Below are 21,422 nucleotides of genomic sequence, written 5' to 3' on the forward strand. Positions count from 1 at the left end.
TAGCAATCAAAAACTTAGTAATCCAAAGCCCCATAATCAAAAACTTAAACTTAGCAATCAAAACCCAAGAATTGATTTATTGGGATTTATCGCCATATTAAACGGCTTGTCATACTGATTTATGCAACACGACTCTTGTAATAAGATTATGGCAAAAAAATTATTAACACACGCTGTGCAGCATTGGGTACGTCCGCGATGTTGCAGCAAGGAAACCTAAATGACTAAAAAACCAAAAATGCCTAGCCTGATTGCCAGCAACAAAAAAGCGCGTCACGAATACTTTATTGAAGAAAGCTTTGAAGCAGGGCTTGAGCTACTCGGCTGGGAAGTCAAATCCATCCGTGCCGGTAAAATGCGTATCACCGAAAGCTATGTGATTTTTAGAGATGGTGAAGCCTTTTTGTTTGGCGCGCACATTCAGCCGCTGTTATCGGCATCGACTCACATTGTCGCTGACCCCCTTCGCACCCGTAAGCTGCTACTACACCGCCGCGAGATTGATAAGCTCTTTGGCATGGTCAACCAAAAAGGTCATACCTGTGTAGCGCTCAAAGTGTACTGGAGTCATGGCCGCGTCAAATGCGAAATTGCCCTTGCTAAGGGTAAAAAACTGCACGATAAACGCGCCACCTTAAAAGAGCGTGACTATCAACGCGAAAAACAGCGCGGACTGAAAAATCTTGTATGATGAACCAAGACCGCAATTTTGATGACATCAGCGCGCATTTTGAAAAAAAAATTTACGGCGGCTTAAAAGGTGAAATTCGCCTTGCCGTGCTGCGCCATGATATTTTTGGCTGGGTAAAGTCATGGCAACAGACACACACCCGACCCCTTCGCATGTTGGATGTTGGTGCAGGCTTGGCGCAAATCAGTATCGAGCTTGCCAAAGACGGTCATGATGTCACCATCAATGACATCTCTGCCAATATTCTTGAGATTGCCAAACAAAATGCAGGCGAGGCAGCACAAAATATCACTTGGCATACCTGCCCCTATCAGCAATTGGATGATAAATTAACGGGCAAATACGATTTGATTCTGTGCCATGCGGTGCTTGAGTGGTTGGCTGAGCCCAAACTGATTATGGATTTTTTTGATAGGTGGCTTGTCGATGATGGCGCTGAAAAAGGGGTGCTATCGCTGTGTTTTTATAACCCTGCCAGCTTTGTGTATCGTAACTTGGTGATGGGCAATTTTAATCTACTACATAATAAAGATTTTAAAGCCGATAATGGCAGTTTGACCCCCAATCACCCGGTGGCAAAAGATGAGGTGATTGCTTGGATTGGCGACCATCATTACCAAATCTTGCATACCTCAGGGTTACGGGTGTTTCATGATTACTCACCGCTCAAGCGTGGTGGACATACCAATCCACAAGCGGTGATTGATATGGAAGTCGCCTATAGCGGACAAGACCCATATAAATGGCTAGGGCGTTATTTGCATTTTTTGGTGAGCAAAGCTAATTAGTAATAACCCGCTTGCTGCATTGAATCGACTGCCAACGCTTGTCTTTCGCCATACAGTCTGACAGGTATCGGGCTGACTTCGATATCCCCCCAAGACTTGAGTAATACTGAGGCTTCGGCATTGGGGTCAATTGGAAAGGTGTTACTTAAACTGGCATACAGTGATTGCTGATCTTTGGCAGCCAGCCATTCAATCAGCCCCAGCGCCAACTCGGTATGCTTGGCGGCATGGGGAATGGCAACCCCTGTGATGTTGGTACTGACGCCGCCGTAGCCCTTATTGATCCATTTGATTTTAATCGGGGTATCGGGATGCGCTTGTAGATAGCGTCCGTAGTGGTTGCTGTTGACCAGACCGATTTGGCATTTGCCGCTTTCTATGGCCTTTAGCACTTCACTGTCATCCAGCAGCACAGGGACACTTATATTGGCAAGCCAGCCTTGCATCACTTCTTGGGTGCGTTTATCGCCCAGATTATTGATGAGATTGACCACCAGTGACTGATTAGGGATATATTTGCCTTGGCTTAGGCACAGTTTTTGTGACCATTTTAGTTTAGACAAATCGGCATAGCTTGAGATGTCATTGGTGTGGAGTACACGACTATCATACACTGCGGTACGCGCGTAGCTCGATAACGCAATCCAATTGCCATCAGGATCGCGGTAACGCTCTGGGACATGTGCCACTGCTTTTTCGGCATTAAAGGGTTGTAACAGCCCCTCTTCGACTGCAGTGCTAAAAATACCTGCATCTTCAGTCAAGATCACATCCGCAGGGCTATTGGCACCTTCTGCTTTCAACCGTGCCAAAATTGACATTGGTTCATCTTGCACGATATGAATCGGCACATTGATTTGCCTAGCATAACTAGTTAATAACGGCTCAAGCGCTGCTTTGTCAATGGAGGTGTAAATCGTGAGTTGATTGGGCACTGCAGCAGCCGCACTCGCAATACTTGCATTTGGTGTCGCATTGGTATTACTGGCATTATTGCCATTAGCAGTCGAAGCCGATTGTGACGTTGTGGATGGCGGCGTCGAGGAAGGACTACAGGCAGTTAACGCACCCGATATACTCACCAAGGCAATTAACAAAGCGCTGATGGCTGATGATTGCGCATTGACATTGGTACGCACCTTATGACCCATCATACAATCCATCCCATCACTTGCTTTCAACACAGCTTAACCTTCTTCAACAGCTTTGCCTGACCATCGCTCAATGGATGATGGCTAAATACATCATCGCTCAATAGAGCGCCTAAAAAACTTTGGATGATTATAGCATTTTGCCCCAACATAATTCTTAAAAAAACTTTGAATGAATAGTTTTTTAACCCTAGTTTGTCTCAACAATTTTTTGTATGCAAAAAATACCCTTGTTGCAAAAAGTGATGGATTTGCATCGCCACTTCATCATTTATCAGGAGTCCCGTATGGGACGCATTGACGATGATATGGTCTTTGGCAGCGGCAAGCTGGGTTTCATGCACAAATACCGTGCCGTCATTGGGCTGCAGATGCGGTTCAAGCTTGGCAAGTTGACGGTTACGGGGCAATACCACTTTACCGAGCCCCACCGAACGCACCCCCGCAATACTACCTAGCTGTACTTCATCGTTGAGTGCCGGCACATTGCCATCTAGCCCCTGCAGATACGAGCGACCGACGAATTTGGGCAGGATTTTGACGATATTATTGGCACTGATGCTACCATTATGCGGCGTTCCAAGTGTCACACAGCGCGTAATCTGCCACTGTGGATAGCGCTGCAAAAAGTCTCGAATGACCAGACCACCAAGACTATGACCGACCAAATAAATAGGCACACCCGCTTTTTCATGTTTGGTGAGCCAGCGGTGCAAACGGCGGCTATGGTTGGCAAGATTATGCGCGACGCTAAAATACCCAAACCTGTGACACTCGTAGCCAAGTTTGCTGAGTTTTTTGGCAAGCGGTCGCATCGCCCAGGCATGCATGTGCAAACCATGAATGAGGATGACAAGCGGTTTGGGTTGGCGTTTTATCATAAAGCCTTTTGTATCTACAATTTTTATCTATGATTTGTATTTATGATTTGTATTTATGATGCTAAAAATTTGGCGAAAATGCCTCCCGTTTAGCTTATCATTTTCTGGATTGAGCAGACGGATTTGCAAAACATTGTTACCATTTCATACTATAATTGCGATTTGTGAATTGATGATAATAATTTTATACAGGCTTTTTTCTTTTAACCTTTTGGCTTAAATTAGTTTACACTTAAATTGGCTTACACTTAAATTGGTTTACATAAGGCGCGCTATGACATTTGAATCTCCAATCCAACAAGCTTTACAACACTACCCTATCACGTTGGCGCTGGTGGTAATGTGTGTTGGGGTATTTGCATTACAGCTATTTTTTGGCGTCAATCCGACCAATCCTACCAACCAAGCGTTAATTGCTTGGGGTGCCAATTTTTTACCCTTTTCGCTGGGTGAAGCCCCGTGGCGATTGGTGACCAGCCTGTTTTTGCATATTGGTTTTATGCATTTGCTGTTTAATATGTTTGCTTTGTATTATTTTGGACAAGTGGCTGAGCGGATGTTTGGCGCTGTCAATTTTTTAGCGTTGTTTTTGTTATCAGGTGTTGGCGGCAATCTATTGAATAACTATTTGGGCTTGCATAGCGTGATGGCAGGTGAGCCGCCGATTATTAGTGCCGGTGCGTCAGGTGGTATCATGGGCATTGGGATGGCGCTATTGGTGACAGCGCTAACCAAAACATCATTCAATAATTTTGCATTAAATTTTCGCTCGTTACTGATAGTCATGGTGATTAATTTAGGCTATGGTTTTTTGGTGGGTGGTATCGATAATGCCAGTCATGTAGGCGGTGCAATTATAGGTGGCTTGCTGGGTATAGTGTACGTCATGCAGTATCGCGTTATCCGCCAGCAGCAGATATTCGCCCATCAAGCTAGTAGCACACCTTGGCCACCCCATCATCTTGGCAATGGACCAATCTCTGGCAGTACTGCCCCATTCATACCGCCTTCTTTAGTGGTGTTAAAGGGTAAAATTATCACCGCAAGCTATGTAGTGTTGATAGTGGGATTTGTGGCGATGTATGGCTGGCTACATATCAGTTTTATGCAATTATTGAATCTTGCATTGCCAAGTATTATCCACTAACTGTTAATAATTTTTTAACGGGATAAAAATTTTAGGAGTTAACCGTCTAAAACGCTTATTCCTGCGCCCTTTTGCCAATCTTGTTTGCCAATCTAGCAAGTGACAATGCTATAATAGCGCCACTATTTAGCCAGTGAAAAGGACTAGCCAATGACCGTCATCAAGAAAGACGACTTTATCAATTCTATCGCCAACGCCTTTCAATACATCAGTTATTATCACCCAAAAGACTTCGTTGATGCTGTATATGGAGCATGGCAAAAAGAAACCAACCAATCTGCCAAAAACGCCATGGGGCAAATCCTCACCAATAGTCGTATGTCAGCGATGGGTCATCGTCCGATTTGCCAAGATACCGGTAGTGCGGTGGTGTTCCTTGATATCGGTATGAACGTGCAATGGGACTTGCAAGGCTCAGCGATGAGCGTTGAAGACATGGTTAATGAAGGGGTACGCCGTGCTTACAACAATCCCGACAACCCACTAAGGGCATCTATCCTAGTAGACCCAATTGGCAAACGTCAAAACACCAAAGACAACACACCAGCGGTGGTGCACATGAGCGTGGTACCGGGTGACAAAGTTGATGTGATTTGTGCCGCAAAAGGTGGCGGTTCAGAAAACAAAGCAAAATTTGCGATGCTAAACCCCTCAGACTCGATTGAAGAATGGGTGTTAAAAACCGTTCCTCAAATGGGGGCCGGTTGGTGCCCACCTGGTATTTTAGGTATCGGTGTCGGCGGCACGCCAGAAAAAGCCATGATGCTTGCCAAGCGCTCGCTCATGGAACACATCGATATCCATGATTTACAAGCCAAAGCCCAAAGCGGTGCCGAGCTTGATAGCGTTGAGCGCTTACGTCTTAATATGTACGACAAAGTGAACGAGCTTGGCGTTGGCGCTCAAGGTCTTGGCGGCTTGACTACGGTACTCGATGTGAAAGTACTAGATTTTCCTACCCATGCCGCAAGTAAAGCGGTTGCCATGATTCCAAACTGTGCGGCGACTCGTCATATTCACTTTACCCTAGACGGTCAAGGTGAAGCGGCCTTGCCTGTCCCTTCACTATCAGATTGGCCAGAAGTGTCCTTTGGCTCCGATGATGTGATTAAAGTCAATGTTAATGACTTAACCAAAGAAACCTTAGGTCAGTTTAACATCGGTGATACCTTACTACTTAGCGGTAAAATCTTAACGGGTCGTGATGCCGCCCATAAACGCATGGTCGATATGCTTGCCAAAGGCGAAGCGTTACCCGTGGATTTACAAAATCGCTTTATTTATTATGTCGGTCCTGTCGATGCAGTGGGCGATGAAGTGGTCGGTCCTGCAGGCCCCACCACCTCAACGCGTATGGATAAATTCACCGATACAATCTTGGATCAAGGCTTGATTGGGATGATTGGTAAATCCGAGCGTAGTCCTGCGACCTGTGAAGTCATCGCCAAACATGGGGCAATTTATCTCATTGCAGTGGGCGGTGCCGCTTATCTAGTATCAAAAGCTATCAAAGGCGCTAAAGTACTTGCCTTCCCAGAGCTAGGCATGGAAGCGATTTATGAGTTTGAGGTAGAAGATATGCCTGTGACGGTTGCTGTTGACAACCAAGGTAACAGCATCCACCGTTTTGATAAAGTCGCAGAACGCGCCCAGCAAGTGATTGCCGAGCCTGTACGTTTTGTGCCTTAGTCAATTTTTTCAAGATTTTTAATATAAACAAAAGCCTTAAGTATTTCCTTAAGGCTTTTTTTAGGTTAAAAAAATACCCAGATAATGTATTATCTGGGCAGGAGGAAAAGTGGAGAAGTTTATAGTTATTGTTATAGCTAGTTGTTATTATTCATAATATTTTTAATTTTTTTGGCTATTCTTTTTGCTACCTAACAGTTATACAAAGAAACCTATACACCCATCAAACCGTACGATAGGAATTTTGGGTAGCATTTGGCATGACAATCCATAGCACGATATATATCAAAATACCTGGCACTGCGACACTCGCGGTTGAGATAATGACAAACAACAAACGCACCAATGTTACATTCCAGCCTAAATACTCTGCAATACCCCCCATCACACCTGCAATCATACGATGATTCTGAGAGCGATGAAGTTTTACCAGTTTATTTGCCATTCAATTTTTTACCTGTTAAAAATAGAGAAAACCACTTACGACTTAGTTAAAACCTAACATCTCTAAAATTTAATGCCTTTAAAACTCAATGCTAAAACTTAATGCCATCAGCTAAAATTATTGATTAAAAATGCTATGTTTTGGTTATGATTTATTATAAGCAAATGCAGGGGGTTGTTGGGTGACAAAACGTAGAATGATGTTTCTTTTAGTAACTTTTTCTACCGCATTATTATCATGAGCGATTATAACAAGCGCAGTTTTGCGGCTATATAGTGTGTTTGGTAGCGTTTGTGCACTGATTCTTACAAATTGTGATACTAGCGTTACAAACGATTGTAACTTCGTAGCGGCTAATCGATTATCATAGCGTTACTTTATATCCTTATTCTTTATATCCTTATTAGGGATATCTATCCAAGTAATCAAAAAATCAAGCCGATAAAGAATAGTTTAAAAAACCATGATAAAGTATTGAGGAAAGCATGATGCAAGATGTGGGTATCATTATTGGACATTTTGAGCCGCTGCATTTGGGGCATGTAAGAACGATTTTGCATGCGTCTGGGCAAGTCAAAGATTTATATATTTTTATTACCGCTCACCCTGCGCCAAATCCAAATTTTTCCATTGATTTGAAAGATAAAGCGCGCTGGATGACGATGGCATTTGCTGATTTGCCATTTGTGCATATAGAGATTTTACCTGATTTGGTGACCCCCTCGTATGAAGACAATTATCAAGATTTGAGCGTTGATCAGGTCAATGCGGTATTAGCGGATTTGCAACAACGTTATCCTAAGTTGAGCGCGTCTAGCCATGACACAGAGACAGTAGCCCCGGTGGTGTTTATGGATGAAACCCATCCGTTTGTCGATTATGATTTACATTTACCTGTGGTCACCACGCCACGCCAGCACGGCTTTGATAGCCGCAAGATTCACAATAACCCCGCGCTGTATTGGTCAGCCATTCACCCGCAAGCGCGAGGTGACTACACCAAAACTGTGGCATTGGTGGGTGGTGAAAGCTCAGGTAAAACCACACTACTGCATAAATTAGCCAACTATTATGGTGCAAGCTATGGCTTAGAAATGGGGCGCTTGTTTGTGCAAACCGATTTGGGGGGTACTGAGCTTGGTATGCAATACGATGACTATCCGCTCATGGCAACTGACCATGAACAAGCGATACGCACCGCCAAACGCTTTGCCCCTGCCCCAATCACCTTGGTGGATACGGATTTTGTGACCACGCAAGCATTCTGTGAAGAATATGAAGGGCGTACCCACCCGTTTTTGACCGCCTGTATCGATGAGTTTCGCTTAGATTATACCCTGATGCTTGCCAATAATACCCCTTGGGTCGCCGATGGGATGCGCTCGCTAGGCAGCGAGTCCCAGCGTGAGCGTTTTGAAAATCGTTTAAAACAAATCTTTGCCCGTCATCATATTGCGCCGCTGTTTATTGATAGCCCAGACTATCATCAGCGATTCTTGGATGCGATTGCGCTCATTGATGCACACGTTTTTCACCACTACCAAGATATCGAGGCATAAAATAATTTTCTAGACATACTTAGTAGACATGCTTGATAAATATATTAAAAATTTTTGATTTTATTTTTTAAAGCTTAATTAAAAAAATGTTGTTATGGTTGTAATGACTGTTGGAGGCGAAATGCGAATTGCAATTTTGGATAAAATTACCGGTGAATGGGCACAAGAATGGACGGTGGTATGGTTCTTTTTTGGGGTGGTGGCATTGGCTACGGTCTTTTGGTTGACCACAGAACATCGAGCGTTAGACTGGTTTTATTTGGGGGTGTCTTTTATCGGGCTATTGTGTGTGGTATCGCTGAGTTTTCGCCGCAATATCGCAGGTAATGGCTTTGGTATGTTGGCAACGGCGGGGGAAACTATTGTACAGGGAACCGCGGGTGCGGTGGGTTTGATGCTCGCGCCATTGTTTAACTTTTTTACCCATTTATATGGCATTTTTTATTGGTCAAAAAATACCGATGGCGATGGCAATATGATTCCCAAATCAGCCAATAAAATTGTGTGGTTGGTAACCATTGCCTTTATCGCGATTGGCTTGGCATTATTTCCAACTGTCAATAATTGGCTAGCGTCGATGGGTTATGGCGTGGTCGCCAACGATGGCAGTAAATTTTTGGGCGTGATTGATTTTTTTTGGATTAACGTGTTGGCATTTGTGCTATCTATCACCGCGCAAGCCACGATGATTTTACGCTATTCATTCAACTGGTGGTTATGGATTGCGGTGAATTTTGTTTGGCTGATTGTCAACTTGATGTCGCAAAATTATATTTTTGCCATTCAAACCATGGTGTACCAAATCAATGCGTTTGTGGGGCTGTATGAATGGTATCGCAGTGAGCAAAAAGCCAAAGGCTTGGCGTAATAGTCACTGATATCAAAAGCCAGTAGTATCAAAAGCCACTGATATCAAAACCTATTAGGGTAAAGTCGCTGATTTGACAAACGACTAGGGTGTGATACGATTCAGGGGTAACTGATGGGCTTCACACCCATTTTTTATCAGCAATTTTTTTCATTGTTTTTATTATCTTTAAGGAAGAAGATTATGGCAACCGTGACCCTGCTTCATTCAAAAAAATCCCTACAAAGCTGGCTGGCTGACTACGCTGTGAGCCACCAACATCCTATCAATAAAAAAATTCATTGGCTGTGCGTACCCACGATTTTTGCCAGTATCTTGGGCATGGGAATGTCATGGCAGGCGGCGTTTACGTTGGTATTGATTGCTTTGGTAATGCTGTTTTATCTACGCTTGTCTACGCAATTATTTATTGCTATGGGCATGTTTGTGCTGTTTTGCTTGGCAGCGATTGCTATCTTGCCATTTGGGTTTAAGTTTTGGTTTGGCGTATTTGTGGTCGCGTGGATTGGGCAATTTGTCGGTCACAAAATTGAAGGTAAAAAACCGTCATTTTTTGAAGACTTACAATTTTTGTTGATTGGGCCTGCCTGGGTCGCGAATTCGTTGAGTGAAAAATTGGCAAAACCTAAAACGTCATAAAAAACTTCATATTCACTAAGAAAACCCAACATATTACAGCGGCTATTTCCTAGATAATTGCAATGGCTTTGACTATCGCTAGGTTTTTTGGCGATGTATGGTCGACCTACTCATTTTGAGTACCATATCACTTGTTAGCTTGCTGTTATTATGATTAAAAAAGTATCCAACCGTTGGCAACGTATTGACGTGCCGCAAACATTACCGACTATTCACGCGGCTTTGGCTTATTGTAAAAGCCAATTAAATAACTTGGGTGATAAAGGCTTTATCCAAATCAAAATTGCCGATGGCGAGTATTATTTAAGCCAAGTTGAAATTGATTTTTTTAGTGATCGGGTAGAGATTATTGGCAATTTGGACAATCCTGATAAGGTGCAGTTACATTTTGATGATGCCCATAACCGCTGTGGCTTTTTGATGCAGCGGGGCAACGGTATTTTTAAAATCGATGGCATGACTATCAATGGTACTAAGGCATTTTTGGGCTATGGACAGTGGCAAGATGAAGGCTATGGTGCCGGTATCATGTGCAATTACAATAGCCAAGTGCTGGTCGGGTCAAAGGTCCGTATCAATAAGTTTTATTATGGGGTTGCCGCCCGCTTTGGCTCAAGTATCCGCTGTGAACCTGGGGTGATTGTACAGTTTGCGGGGGATGTCGGTTTTTTTGCGTATGGGGGCTCGATAGATGCCCAGCAATGCGAGGCTTATCACTGTGCGCATTTGGATGAAGACTTGGGTTTTGGATTCTGCGCGGAATCCAGCGGCTTTGTCAATGCCGATAACAGCGTGTCTGCACACAACCATATCGGAGGGTTTTATGCACTCACCAATGGCTCGATGTGGTGTCATGATACCAGTGCCAGCGAAAACAAACATGGCTTTTTGGCGCTGCACAGTGGCATGCTAAGCTGCAATAGCATCAACCGACGTACCAATGCCTTTCGCAATTATGGCTATGGCTATTTTGCTGACAATGGCGGGCGTATTTTGGCTAATCGCAGTCTTGGCAATGAAAACGTGGTCGGTGGCTATTTTGCCCGTCATCACGCCAGTATCGATATCACCCACGCCAATGCCAACCACAATCAGGGTCACGGCTATACCGCAATCAATGCTACCTTGCTCGGTAACGGTGCTGAAGCGCGATTTAATCAAGGTAACGGCTTTGTCATAGGGCAGTCAGGCTTTTTGGATGGCAGTTTTTTGATGGCGTATGGCAATGCAGGCTATGGCTATCACTTAGATCATTGCCAAGCCTTTATGCCCTATGCCCGTGGCTGGAAAAACGCGCTGGGTCGTATGTACAAAGTCCATAGTTACGTCGCTATCAAATAAATTTTCCACGCCTTGCTGTGTGTTTTTGCTTACTGTTCTTTTAGCTTTTTCGCCTTTTAATCTTTTAGCCTATCAATCCATCATTAGTAAAAGCCAATTTTTCATCAAATCACAACCTATTTCATTTAGATTCGTCAGGCTCTCACCCGTTTTTCTGCTCTGGCTTATTCTCAAAAATTGTCAACATCGATTGATTGATTGGTTAAAAACGGTTTAACCAATATTAAGCATTATGATTAAGCACTACAATCGATTTTTTTCTTGTATTCTTACCTAAAATTACAATAAGTAATGAATAAGTAATATCATTTGGTAGGGATTCGTTTTAAGGTATTGAAGTTAAAATAACAATCAAACACTTGATTTTATTAATAATACAAAAAATTTTAGTTTAAGTCTATCACTGCAATCTTAGGAACATAATAACAATGAAGCGGCTAATCTTTGACCTAGATGACACCCTATGCACCACCCAAAATGGCGACTATGCCAATGCCCAACCTATCACCGAAGTTGTCGAAAAACTTAAAGAATACCATCGACAAGGGTTTACCATTGTCATCAATACCAGTCGCAATATGCGCACCTATCAAGGCAATATTGGCGCTATTAATAAAAACACGTTGCCAATTATCACTGAGTGGTTGGTACGTCATGATATCCCGTATGATGAATTATACGTGGGTAAACCTTGGTGCGGCTTTGAAGGGTTTTATGTGGATGACAGAGCTATTCGACCCGACGAATTGGTCAAGTTAAGCTATGCAGAGATTTGCCAGCTACTTGATTTAACACCTTAATAAAAAATAAAAACAATAACGACCTTTAAGGTAATTTAACGCCATGATACTCATTAACGCCTCTTCCTATGTCAATGCCGAATTTGAGGCAGAAATTGGGCGCATTCCGCCTTGCATGCTACCCATCGGCAATAAAAAACTGTTACAGCTGCAAGTCGATGTGGTACGCCAACACTTTCCCAATGAAAAAATTCTATTGTCACTACCTGAAGCTTATACTTTGACCATCAATGAAAAAGCGGTGATTGAGTCTCTGCCCATTGAAGTGGTGACAATCCCTGAAAATTTGGCATTGGCTGAGACCATCTTATATGTGCTTAATCTAGCCATTGATAAATCTTACCAGCATATTCGTATCATCCAAGGGGATGTATTTTTACCCCAGTTAGTTGATTGCTCAGATTGTATTGGCGTGTCGGATAAAACGCGCCAATACGATTGGCAACAAACCAAAAAAGTGAAAGAAAGTCCCACCGATTGGATTGGGTATTTTGCCTTTTCCTCACGATTGGAGTTGATTAAAGCCCTAGCGATTAGTAAGAAAAATTTTGTGCGGGCGATTTATTTGTACCAACAGACGATGCCAATGAAATCGGTCAACATTGAGCCGTATTATGATTGCAGTAATTTTGTGCATTATATTCATGCCCGTGCCAATATGACCACCGAACGCGCCTTTAATTCACTGCAGATTCGTGAAGGCATGGTCACCAAAAGCAGTGATGACAACAACAAAATTGAAGCGGAAATTTATTGGTACACCCATATTCCTGCGCCACTTAGACGTTTTACCCCGCAGTTGATTGATTATCAGCAAGTGGACGGACAGTTTAGTTATAGCTTAGAGTTCTTGCCATTATTACCGCTCAATGAGTTGTATGTGCATGGGTTAAATACTACTGAATTTTGGCAACATATTTTTCAGCTATTAAAAGAATTTTTTAGTATGGCCAATCAGTCCGACGTGCATCGTCATATCGAAACAGGGTTTGCCAAATCGTATGCCGAAGATTTGTACCATAAAAAAACCTTAAAGCGCTTGTACGCGTATGCCGATGATGCCGATGTCGATTTGAATAAAGCTGTGATTTATGATGAAACGATGCTTGGCAGTACGCTAGAGATTGCGCAGGATTGTATCGACAAAGCCTTGGCACTGCCAAACACCGTGAGTGTCATGCATGGCGATTTATGTTTTAGCAACATCATGTATGACATGCGCGGTCGCCGGGTAAAAGTTTTTGACCCACGCGGCACGGATTCTAACGGCAATTTTAGTATTTTTGGTAACGCAAGCTATGATTTGGCCAAGCTCACCCATTCTGTGATTGGTATGTATGATTTTATCATCGCAGGGCGTTATGAAATTATCGATAGCCCTAGCGGTAGCGATATAAGATTTGATATTGATAAGCGTTTGGAGCAAATCCAGCAAGAATTTTTTGCCGGCACCTGGGTCAATGACATGACCACAGAATCTATCATGCCAGCGGTGGTGTTATTGTTTTTATCCATGCTACCCTTGCACGCAGATAGACCCGATCGCCAGCGCGCCATGCTGCTCAATGCGTATCGTTTATATAAAATGTATGTGATGGAGGCAGTGACATGTTCGTAATTCCGATGGCAGGGCTAAGCAGTCGTTTTTTTAAGGCAGGCTTTGAGGTGCCAAAATACCAATTGTCGATTGCCGATACCATTGTGTTTGATTTGGCAATCAAGTCGTTTGAGCGCTATTTTAGCACCGATTTATTTTTGCTTATCGTGCGCGATGTGTATGATACCCCGCAATTTGTTGCTGAGCGATTAACGCGCTTGGGTGTGCGCAATTTTATGATTCATACCCTTGATGGCGAGACAGCAGGACAAGCTGAAACAGTAGCGCTAGGACTCGGAATGGGACTCGGCAATCCTAGCATTGATGACGATGAGCCGATTTATATTTTTAACATCGATACCTTTCGCTATGGGTTTGAAAAACCTGACTGGGTAGAGTCCGTTGATGGCTATTTAGAAGTATTTGAAGGCGAAGGCGACCATTGGTCATTTATCGCCATCGATGACGATGACGGGGTGATTAAAACCACCGAAAAACAGCGTATCTCCAATCTTTGCAGTGATGGCTTGTATTATTTTAAATCCAAGCAGCAGTATCTATCGTTGTTTCAACAAGCGATTGCCCAACAGTTGACGGTTAACGGCGAATATTATATCGCCCCCATGTATAATTTATTAATCGCACAAGGCGGTCGGGTTGGCTATGTCAAAATCACGAAGGACGACATTGATTTTTGCGGTACGCCGGATGAATACCAAGCGCTTAAAGCCCACGGTTTAAAGATTAATGTTTAAAGGCTCATGGTTAAAGGTTGATGTTTAAAAATTGGCGTTTAATTGTTTAACTGTTGAAAAAAAGCTTACCATCTGTTGGGTAAGCTTTTTTATTTAGCGGATTTAGGGATAAAGACGCGAGAAAATCTGGTGTTGATCCACTGGGCTATTTTGATAAAACTCTGCCGCGGCAATACTTTTCATCACCGCTCGTTCATCCGCATGCGCCAAGCGGGTTTCGTCAACTTGGTTGGGGTACCAATATTGATAAAACAGCTGATACCAGTCATCATGGCTGATGCAGTTCATTGCCATAAAAGCATCGGTCAATGTCCACTCGTATTTGGGTAACCGTAGTCCGTAGTCTGTCATATCAAGCACAATCACTTCACTCGCCAAAAATGCCTTATGCGCGTCTAGAATCTGCTCGTTGAGTTCATTATAGTAGCTTGGCGTGGCAGCGTAGCCGATTTGATTAGCATAATGACTGGCAATATGCTGCTCGACAGCCAACCGCGTGCGAAAGGTATTGTCCGCAAATTTGGCATCGATATCTTGTGCATGCGATTCAAAATAAGTGGCATTGTCACGACTCATCAGAGGTGCCGACCAAAACGCCTGCAGTCGATCGGTCTTGCCAAATTGCGCCCAATCGCTAATATGAAACGCCATATGCTCAAACATGCTGGGGTCGATGGTAAAAAACGAAGGCACTACAATCGGCGAATAGTCAGTTCCTTTACTTTTTGAGGATAAATGGCGCTGGGAATGTAATGTTACTTGCTGGGTATAATAGCGATAAAATTGTAGCAGATTGTCATTGAGCAAGTAGCTATCGGTGCGCAGTTTGAGCGCATATTCGGTGCTGACTTGGTTGAGACCCGCTTGCGTTGAGATGATTTGTCGATTGACGTTGTTAGGGGCGTCGTAGCCAAATTTGATATTGGGTAGCCCACCAGGATCTGGGTTTAAAATCAGCTGATCGATACCCAATTTGTCGGCGCTGTCAAACTCGGTGGGCAACGCAAGCGTATCCCAAGTCGATAACACAATGGTTGCATGGGGCAAAGCTGCTCGGGTTTTAGCGACGTTAGCGATAAAATCACTGCCGTCATCGCCGCCCTGCCCTAGCTGGTGAACGTTGATGCCGCCTTGAAAAATAACCGTCACTGACTGACTGGGGAGAGTATTTGCTTGCATAGGTTTCCATCATGCTGGTTATCAATTAAATTGTTATCATAAATTATTGTTATCTGCTAACCCGTCATCATACCGCAATTTTGTTCAATTATCGGTCAGTGATTTGTTATCTGACTTTGATATAACAAACTGTTAGACAGTGGCTTTTAGACCTTGGCTGTTAAACCTTGGCTGTTAAACCTTAGCTTTTAGACATTGGCACGGAGCATCACACTGGTCGCCCACGCGCGATGCGTGGCTGGCTCAAGCATACTGTTGTCTTGCTTGAACACCGCCTTGGCATCAGCAGCAAGAATCGCGGTGGCTTGACTGCGCTCTATGTCATTGACATAAAAAGCGTGTTTGACTGCAGCAATTTGCTCAGGGTGAATGATGGTCTTTCCCACCAGTCCCAAGGCGACATCTTGCCGCAATTCTTCAGCAAACAAGGCAGGTTTATCCAAATATTCAAACACCGGCGCGGTCAAATAAAAACCCTGCGGTACAAAACACGCAATTAACTGATAGATGAGTATGCCGACTGGGGTTTGATAGATCGTCACATCGGACGGGCGACGCAAGCGCAGCGAGGCAAATAAATCATTGCCGCCAATACGCAGTGCCAAAATCGACTGGCTAAACCCTTCACTAAAAGCTAGCGCCAGTTCTTGGTTGTGTATCGGGTTAAAGATAAGCCGAGTCTCAAGGGTCGGCATCAATAGCTGTGTCGATGGCAATGCCTGACAAGCCAATCGCCAATCAGCAAGGCTTTGCATATCGATTTTTGGTAATACAAAGCCATCCACTAAGGCAATCGTCTGCCAACTGGCAAGCTCGCTGAGCATCAACGCACTACGGGGTCGGATAAATACCATCGGGCGTGAGACTCGCGGTGAAATTGGACACGATTCATCACCAAAACCATGCCTCTCGGCGTGCTGAGCCCATGTCGCAAGCAGCTGCTTTAAGTTTGCAAGCGCGGCAGGAATTTCACTTTCACTTACCGCATCTTCCAAACAAATCACGATACTATCAATCTCAGCCAATTTTTGCTGGCTAATAATTTGCCAAATATCTTGGCGCGTGGCTGGCATATAAAGCGTCGCACCCAGCTGGTAGGGATTGATAGTCGGCGCAACAGACGCAGATAAAAAATGATTTATAGGGTGCAATAGTGTCATAAAAGTACAATGTGCGTAAAAGAGCGATTAGGATAAAGGGGCGGTTTACAAGGTCGATGAGCGCAAAGACGCGGTTATCATTGGCTTCTGTCCTTAATTTTGGCTTCTGTTCTTAATAATGGTGACAGCTTGGTAAGGTGCAATGCTGGCATCTGCAATTAATTGAATATTTTTTTCCTCACAAAGATGACGCAGTAATGCTGTATCTTGTCCGTCTGCCATCTCATTGACCAACACACACTCAGGGTCGCGCCGTAATATCGCACGGGTCGCCTCGGCAATGGTGGGTTTGATACGGTTGCGATTGCTGATGGCAAAGCGCGCCGCCAAGTCATCTATCACAGACTGGGTGGCAAAAGTCGGCAATAACTTGCCCGTTAGCGGCGTTGGTGAGGGCGTTTGCTGACGCAGCGCATCAATGGTTTGGATAAAGTCGCCACTGCGATCCCAAGGCTGTAACTTGTCATAATACACTGCTTGGTGCAGTCCATCACTGGGCTCACGATACAGGGTACGCGATATCAGCCCAGAGACAGTGCTGTTGAGCAAACTTGCCGGCATCAGCCAATCATCATCACTCGCCGATAGCCAAGCCACCCCAGCAGGATCTGCCAACGTCACCAGTGGAATCACCCCCTCACCTTGGTGAAACAGTTGCGCTTGTTGCCGCTTATCAGTGATTTGGGCTAAACTTCGTTGCAACTCACCATAGATAGCCCCTTTACCCGTCCAACCATCGACAAACACAATCGGGCTATGGGGATGCTGCTGCAAAATATATTGCAAGGCAACAGGGTCAAGTCCGCGGTCACGGATGATACTCACCCCGTAATGCTGACTGGCTAACGCATAGCTGGCAGATGCATCACTAAGCGCTTTTTGTAGCAAGACCCCAATCGGCAATCCTGCCCGCACGAGACTGACCAATATCAGCGGCTGCGAGGCACTCACAAAAGCATGAAATAGCTGATGTAAGCTAAAGGCAAGGCTTGTGACATCATTTGCCATGCGCTGTTTGCCTGCCATCAATGCTTGATTGTACAAGGCTTCATGGGTGGCGCTGGGCGGTTTTTCAAGCGTCAGCATATCTGAATAATGGCGCTGACCTGATTGGATTAACGCTTCTTTTTGCGTTGGGCTGATATCATTGACGCTATCAGCACTGACGATATCGAGCAGCAAGGTAACCTCAGAAGGTAAATAACTACCCGAAAAATTCACCTGAATTGTCATGATTATACACACCCTTGACTGATAGCATCATGCAGTTGCCCTCGATTGGGCGTGCCATACCAGTCCAATAATTGTAAAAACGGCAAATCCGCCAAGCTATCACCAAAACCAAAACAAGGGCGGTTTTTATCCAAATGATAATCGAGCAAAAAACGCATCGCGTGATGCTTATTGACGACGTGCGGCAAGATTGCCAAGTTATTGGCATTGACATGGATATAAAACTCATCGCCCAAATCAGGCGCCTCATTTAGCACACTCGGCAGCTGTGCCGCAAACTGTAGCAAAGCATCGTGGTCTTTATGCCGATGTTTTATGGCGACATACACCATCAAATCCGTCGCGTTATTGTCTACTATAAAGTGTTCATAATGTGGGGTTATGCGCATTGCTTCAAACCCTGCCAATCGCGCCATAAGCTGGGTTAGTTTGGGTTGTAGCGCTACCAATTGCCCTGCCATTAGCCGCTGCCAACGCGCACAAAGCTGCCCCGACGGTGCTACAATCACCGCACCATGGGTCAAAACTTGCCAACTATCAAACGGCAGTTTGACGCGCATAATCTCAGTGGAATCTCTTGCGGTGACGGGGATGAGCTCCGTTGATTGGGATAACCAATTAAAAAAATGGCGCTGCTTTGGCGTCAAAAAGCTCAATGGCGCATTCTGCTTATCGACGGTCGCCGCCACCAACCCATCCATTGGCAAATGCCAAGCTGCAATTTTTCGCTGGGTTTGAAACAAGGTATCATCCAAATCCATCAAAGCATAAGGCTTGACTAGCGCGACTTTTGATTCAAAAAAACGGGCTTCGGGTTTAAAAAAATCGGTCATTCACACTCACTTTTATCAAACTTAACTTTTATCGTTCTTGTGCTTAATTAGCTTTCGGACTTCAGGTATCGGACTCCGGTTGTCGGGTTTAGAATGTCAGATTTTGGGTCTTGGTGAAATTACCATGACATTATCAAAACGCTGCCAAATCTCATCCACGCTATCTTGGGGGGTTTCCACGCACAACAGAACCCAATCCCACGCCTCAGGCGTCACGTTGTAAACAAAATTGGTCATGCCCAAGCCATAATGGTCAAAGAACTTGATGACGCTAGTCACGGCACTATCATCATGGATGGCGATGGGTGAGCGCGTCAAGGCGGAAAATTTGACATCCGCCTGATGCTGCGCCAAGCGTTCGGCAAGCAACAACGGCAACCAAACAAACTCATTACTGCCCAGTACCAAGATTTTTTGATGGGCGAATGACGCTAGGGTCAATTGTCTTTGGCTCAGCGTATGCTGCAAACCTCGCAGCAAAAAATCCAATCCCGATGTACTATCGCGTGTCGGTTGTCTCCCCCAATTGCCGGTAGGCAGCAGAGGCTGACTGCCTGCCTCTGTGGTTGACACATTTGGCATGGTAACCGCGGGCGCATTCACCCTATCTGTCCACGTCCAATCTCCTGCCAGCAAATGATGGCGAAAAAAGGCGATGTCATTAAAAATATTACCATCCTTTTTGCCCAGTTTTTTGTCCAGTGACCAATCAACTAACGTCGCCAAATGCACTTGCTCAAGCTTACTCATTCCTGCTTGACGCAGGGCGTTGACCACATTTTGGCAGGTATTACCTGTGGAGGCTTCATCATCGACCATAATCAAGGTTTTGGCGTTTTCAACGTTCGCTTGTAGCGAGCTGTCATCACTTTGGTAAATCAAATGCACACTGGCATGACTATGATCTTCGCTAAACGTGGCAAACAGCTCTGCTGCCTGTGCATGCCGCGTCGAGTTGAGCAAAATAGCTTGTGGATAACGCGCCTGCAGCACTTGATGCACCCCTGCCGACAGTCCGACTGCGGTCTCCGCCATACCAATTACCACAATCGGCTCAGGCAAGTCATCGGGTATGAGAGTTGCCAACTGGGTGAAGGCTTGTCGCATCTTATCGGGAGATACCGGAATATGTCGCCCCAATACTTTGGATACAAACAAAAACGCGCGCTTGGGATTGATACGCTCAGCAAACCCCAATAACTCATCGAGTTGATAATCAGCGCTGGTTTGATAGCGTAAAGTAAGCTCGCCACGCGATAACGAAATGGTTTTTTGCTCGGTCATGGCGTCTGTTGTCCTGTTATTTTTATCCGTTAGCCGATTTTGACACTGGTCATCAGCGGACGCACGATGCAAGGGGTGATGGTATCACGTACCGCTGGCAGATGCGGTTTGGTAATACAGCCTGACCAATAGGCAAAAGCTAATTGGGTTAAATTCAGCGTGCCGTTGTCAAAGGCATGATCGGTGTAACCAATCCCACCCGACGCGCGGCTATTGATTTCCAGTACCTTGTGCATCCCATTTTCATCAGCCTTGGTTTGGATGCTCACAATACCATCGGCTTTTAGGGCTACCGCCAGACGCTTGACAAGTTCCATCACTGCCTCGTCATAGCCCACATGCTGTTCACTGCCGTCTTTATAGCGCGTCACTGCGGCCAACACTTCCCCTGTCTCACATACCACATCAATCGAATATTCTTTGCCTGCTAAATATGGCATCAGCAGCATGGCAATGGGTTTGTCAGTTACCATTTGGCTATGGTTATAGGCGTGTAAAAATTGTGCAAGATGAATTTTTTTAGCATCGGTGAAATATAAATGCTCAAAACTATCCCACGCATCGACCGCTGCCGTATCGAGTCGCCAAAACCCTTGCGCAAATATGCCTTTGACGGGTTTTACACATAACGGCTGCCCACCATGCAAGGCTAGCAGTGCCATTAACTCATCTGCATTAGCAAACTGCCAGCCACTTGCCACAGGGATGTCATGTTGCTGGCAAAAAGCTGTAAAAGCGGCTTTATCGTCCATTAATTCAAGCGTGGCTGTGTCAGTTGCGCCTGTCAATAACCGAATACCGGCTGCTTTGAAGTCTTGACGTCTGGCTTCGTAATCTTGGCTATTGCGCCCTGTGAGCACCACTTTACTATTGTGCTTTTTGGCCTGTGCAAGTACAAACCCAACCCGCTCACTTGGCTCGGATGGCTCTTGGTACGCTATATCGGCACAGTTTAAGATTTCTGGTCGTGGTTGTCGATGGGACGCCACGATGGTCATGGGTAAGTTATATTGGCATTTCATGGCTTGCATGGCAAGTAGCATCTCACGCTGGCTTGACTGCCCTTCTGCCAACCAAATTGAAAACGGGGTATTACTGGGGTTTAAAATCATTCAATTTCCATTAGCAAATCTTCATACAACTGTAATCGATTGTCATTGAGATATAACATGCTGAGTGTGTAGCAAGAATTATATAGCAGGTGGTGCAAAATTTTAATCTATCTTGCTAAATAAATCGTGGCTTCCACTGCAGGATATGCTTGACTACTTATCTTTGCTTAACTTTTCTTTGTTTAGTAGGTAAGACTTATTATTTTACCAATCACCTAGGTATCTTATATCTATATGCATGAGGTGCAACTATTATTGGCGTGCTTTGCC

General features: G+C 44.6%; 20 protein-coding genes. 11 read left to right on the forward strand and 9 right to left on the reverse strand.

The genetic code is table 11. The features are described from left to right. Window positions 1-220: 220 nt before the first annotated feature. Both smpB and RTL34_RS01670 read left to right on the forward strand, forming a co-directional pair. Window positions 221-691: an SsrA-binding protein SmpB gene (gene smpB / locus RTL34_RS01665; RefSeq protein WP_007115442.1), complete on the forward strand. Its 471-nt coding sequence runs from the start codon at window positions 221-223 to the stop codon at window positions 689-691. Next, window positions 688-1,479 carry a methyltransferase domain-containing protein gene (locus RTL34_RS01670; protein ID WP_203171596.1) on the forward strand — a complete coding sequence of 264 codons (792 nt, stop codon included), beginning with the start codon at window positions 688-690 and terminating at the stop codon, window positions 1,477-1,479. Before smpB ends, RTL34_RS01670 begins: the two co-directional genes overlap by 4 nt. Here the strand turns inward: RTL34_RS01670 and RTL34_RS01675 are convergent. Together RTL34_RS01675 and RTL34_RS01680 are read right to left on the reverse strand one after the other, a co-directional pair. Beyond that, window positions 1,476-2,663 (reverse strand): extracellular solute-binding protein, encoded by a 1,188-nt coding sequence (locus tag RTL34_RS01675; protein WP_312114049.1) that lies wholly within the window; start codon window positions 2,661-2,663, stop codon window positions 1,476-1,478. The genes RTL34_RS01670 and RTL34_RS01675 overlap by 4 nt on opposite strands. Window positions 2,664-2,830: 167 nt before the next feature. Then, window positions 2,831-3,511, reverse strand: coding sequence for an alpha/beta fold hydrolase (locus RTL34_RS01680; RefSeq protein WP_312114050.1), 681 nt, complete (start codon window positions 3,509-3,511; stop codon window positions 2,831-2,833). A gap of 274 nt (window positions 3,512-3,785) precedes the next feature. Here RTL34_RS01680 and RTL34_RS01685 point away from each other — a divergent pair, with 274 nt between their 5' ends. Together RTL34_RS01685 and RTL34_RS01690 are read left to right on the forward strand one after the other, a co-directional pair. Beyond that, window positions 3,786-4,658 (forward strand): rhomboid family intramembrane serine protease, encoded by an 873-nt coding sequence (locus RTL34_RS01685; RefSeq protein WP_312114052.1) that lies wholly within the window; start codon window positions 3,786-3,788, stop codon window positions 4,656-4,658. Window positions 4,659-4,808: 150 nt separating this feature from the next. Continuing rightward, on the forward strand, window positions 4,809-6,347 hold the full coding sequence (locus tag RTL34_RS01690; protein WP_312114054.1) for a fumarate hydratase: 1,539 nt from the start codon (window positions 4,809-4,811) through the stop codon (window positions 6,345-6,347). A gap of 223 nt (window positions 6,348-6,570) precedes the next feature. On the opposite strand, the gene RTL34_RS01695 is transcribed toward RTL34_RS01690, so the two are convergent. Beyond that, on the reverse strand, window positions 6,571-6,792 hold the full coding sequence (locus tag RTL34_RS01695) for a PspC domain-containing protein (RefSeq protein WP_096488610.1): 222 nt from the start codon (window positions 6,790-6,792) through the stop codon (window positions 6,571-6,573). A gap of 485 nt (window positions 6,793-7,277) precedes the next feature. On the opposite strand from RTL34_RS01695, the gene nadR reads away from it, so the two are divergent. The 7 genes from nadR to RTL34_RS01730 all read left to right on the forward strand — a co-directional run bounded on the left by nadR (window position 7,278) and on the right by RTL34_RS01730 (window position 14,351). Next, complete coding sequence (nadR, locus tag RTL34_RS01700) at window positions 7,278-8,351, forward strand: multifunctional transcriptional regulator/nicotinamide-nucleotide adenylyltransferase/ribosylnicotinamide kinase NadR (protein ID WP_312114056.1); 1,074 nt, start codon at window positions 7,278-7,280, stop codon at window positions 8,349-8,351. 121 nt (window positions 8,352-8,472) lie between these two features. After that, window positions 8,473-9,219 carry a nicotinamide riboside transporter PnuC gene (gene pnuC, locus RTL34_RS01705; protein ID WP_219333776.1) on the forward strand — a complete coding sequence of 249 codons (747 nt, stop codon included), beginning with the start codon at window positions 8,473-8,475 and terminating at the stop codon, window positions 9,217-9,219. A 183-nt stretch (window positions 9,220-9,402) separates the two neighbouring features. Then, window positions 9,403-9,858 (forward strand): Mpo1 family 2-hydroxy fatty acid dioxygenase, encoded by a 456-nt coding sequence (locus RTL34_RS01710; protein WP_095356396.1) that lies wholly within the window; start codon window positions 9,403-9,405, stop codon window positions 9,856-9,858. A gap of 150 nt (window positions 9,859-10,008) precedes the next feature. Next, window positions 10,009-11,199 carry a hypothetical protein gene (locus RTL34_RS01715; protein WP_312114061.1) on the forward strand — a complete coding sequence of 397 codons (1,191 nt, stop codon included), beginning with the start codon at window positions 10,009-10,011 and terminating at the stop codon, window positions 11,197-11,199. A 428-nt stretch (window positions 11,200-11,627) separates the two neighbouring features. After that, complete coding sequence (locus RTL34_RS01720; protein WP_219330920.1) at window positions 11,628-11,999, forward strand: HAD-IIIC family phosphatase; 372 nt, start codon at window positions 11,628-11,630, stop codon at window positions 11,997-11,999. A gap of 43 nt (window positions 12,000-12,042) precedes the next feature. Further along, window positions 12,043-13,617: an aminoglycoside phosphotransferase family protein gene (locus RTL34_RS01725; protein ID WP_312114065.1), complete on the forward strand. Its 1,575-nt coding sequence runs from the start codon at window positions 12,043-12,045 to the stop codon at window positions 13,615-13,617. After that, complete coding sequence (locus RTL34_RS01730; protein WP_312114067.1) at window positions 13,608-14,351, forward strand: glycosyltransferase family 2 protein; 744 nt, start codon at window positions 13,608-13,610, stop codon at window positions 14,349-14,351. Before RTL34_RS01725 ends, RTL34_RS01730 begins: the two co-directional genes overlap by 10 nt. Before the next feature lie 102 nt (window positions 14,352-14,453). Here RTL34_RS01730 and RTL34_RS01735 read toward each other — a convergent pair whose 3' ends face one another. From RTL34_RS01735 to RTL34_RS01760, 6 genes are all read right to left on the reverse strand, one after another. Next, entirely contained in the window at window positions 14,454-15,530 is a 1,077-nt protein-coding gene (locus RTL34_RS01735; protein WP_239741660.1) for a WavE lipopolysaccharide synthesis family protein, read from the reverse strand. A gap of 188 nt (window positions 15,531-15,718) precedes the next feature. Then, window positions 15,719-16,690: an HpcH/HpaI aldolase/citrate lyase family protein gene (locus tag RTL34_RS01740; RefSeq protein ID WP_312114071.1), complete on the reverse strand. Its 972-nt coding sequence runs from the start codon at window positions 16,688-16,690 to the stop codon at window positions 15,719-15,721. A gap of 93 nt (window positions 16,691-16,783) precedes the next feature. Next, window positions 16,784-17,923 (reverse strand): cysteine protease StiP domain-containing protein, encoded by a 1,140-nt coding sequence (locus tag RTL34_RS01745; RefSeq protein ID WP_312114072.1) that lies wholly within the window; start codon window positions 17,921-17,923, stop codon window positions 16,784-16,786. A 2-nt stretch (window positions 17,924-17,925) separates the two neighbouring features. Then, window positions 17,926-18,756: an HAD family hydrolase gene (locus tag RTL34_RS01750; protein WP_312114074.1), complete on the reverse strand. Its 831-nt coding sequence runs from the start codon at window positions 18,754-18,756 to the stop codon at window positions 17,926-17,928. 96 nt (window positions 18,757-18,852) lie between these two features. Next, window positions 18,853-20,040 (reverse strand): phosphoribosyltransferase domain-containing protein, encoded by a 1,188-nt coding sequence (locus RTL34_RS01755; protein WP_312114075.1) that lies wholly within the window; start codon window positions 20,038-20,040, stop codon window positions 18,853-18,855. Between the two features lie 29 nt (window positions 20,041-20,069). After that, a complete protein-coding gene (locus tag RTL34_RS01760) occupies window positions 20,070-21,152 on the reverse strand; it encodes an ATP-grasp domain-containing protein (RefSeq protein ID WP_312114077.1) in 1,083 nt (360 codons plus the stop codon). Between the last annotated feature and the right edge of the window lie 270 nt (window positions 21,153-21,422).

This window comes from Moraxella sp. CTOTU47915 (genome assembly GCF_031986685.1).
GTDB classification, from domain to species: Bacteria; Pseudomonadota; Gammaproteobacteria; order Pseudomonadales; family Moraxellaceae; genus Faucicola; species Faucicola tetraodonis.

Coding starts and splice junctions, on each gene's coding strand:
- smpB (WP_007115442.1), top strand. CDS start 221: ATGACTAAAAAACCAAAAATGCCTAGCCTGATTGCCAGCAACAAAAAA.
- RTL34_RS01670 (WP_203171596.1), top strand. CDS start 688: ATGATGAACCAAGACCGCAATTTTGATGACATCAGCGCGCATTTTGAA.
- RTL34_RS01680 (WP_312114050.1), bottom strand. CDS start 3,511: ATGATAAAACGCCAACCCAAACCGCTTGTCATCCTCATTCATGGTTTG.
- RTL34_RS01685 (WP_312114052.1), top strand. CDS start 3,786: ATGACATTTGAATCTCCAATCCAACAAGCTTTACAACACTACCCTATC.
- RTL34_RS01690 (WP_312114054.1), top strand. CDS start 4,809: ATGACCGTCATCAAGAAAGACGACTTTATCAATTCTATCGCCAACGCC.
- RTL34_RS01695 (WP_096488610.1), bottom strand. CDS start 6,792: ATGGCAAATAAACTGGTAAAACTTCATCGCTCTCAGAATCATCGTATG.
- nadR (WP_312114056.1), top strand. CDS start 7,278: ATGATGCAAGATGTGGGTATCATTATTGGACATTTTGAGCCGCTGCAT.
- pnuC (WP_219333776.1), top strand. CDS start 8,473: ATGCGAATTGCAATTTTGGATAAAATTACCGGTGAATGGGCACAAGAA.
- RTL34_RS01710 (WP_095356396.1), top strand. CDS start 9,403: ATGGCAACCGTGACCCTGCTTCATTCAAAAAAATCCCTACAAAGCTGG.
- RTL34_RS01715 (WP_312114061.1), top strand. CDS start 10,009: ATGATTAAAAAAGTATCCAACCGTTGGCAACGTATTGACGTGCCGCAA.
- RTL34_RS01720 (WP_219330920.1), top strand. CDS start 11,628: ATGAAGCGGCTAATCTTTGACCTAGATGACACCCTATGCACCACCCAA.
- RTL34_RS01725 (WP_312114065.1), top strand. CDS start 12,043: ATGATACTCATTAACGCCTCTTCCTATGTCAATGCCGAATTTGAGGCA.
- RTL34_RS01730 (WP_312114067.1), top strand. CDS start 13,608: ATGTTCGTAATTCCGATGGCAGGGCTAAGCAGTCGTTTTTTTAAGGCA.
- RTL34_RS01735 (WP_239741660.1), bottom strand. CDS start 15,530: ATGCAAGCAAATACTCTCCCCAGTCAGTCAGTGACGGTTATTTTTCAA.
- RTL34_RS01740 (WP_312114071.1), bottom strand. CDS start 16,690: ATGACACTATTGCACCCTATAAATCATTTTTTATCTGCGTCTGTTGCG.
- RTL34_RS01745 (WP_312114072.1), bottom strand. CDS start 17,923: ATGACAATTCAGGTGAATTTTTCGGGTAGTTATTTACCTTCTGAGGTT.
- RTL34_RS01750 (WP_312114074.1), bottom strand. CDS start 18,756: ATGACCGATTTTTTTAAACCCGAAGCCCGTTTTTTTGAATCAAAAGTC.
- RTL34_RS01755 (WP_312114075.1), bottom strand. CDS start 20,040: ATGACCGAGCAAAAAACCATTTCGTTATCGCGTGGCGAGCTTACTTTA.
- RTL34_RS01760 (WP_312114077.1), bottom strand. CDS start 21,152: ATGATTTTAAACCCCAGTAATACCCCGTTTTCAATTTGGTTGGCAGAA.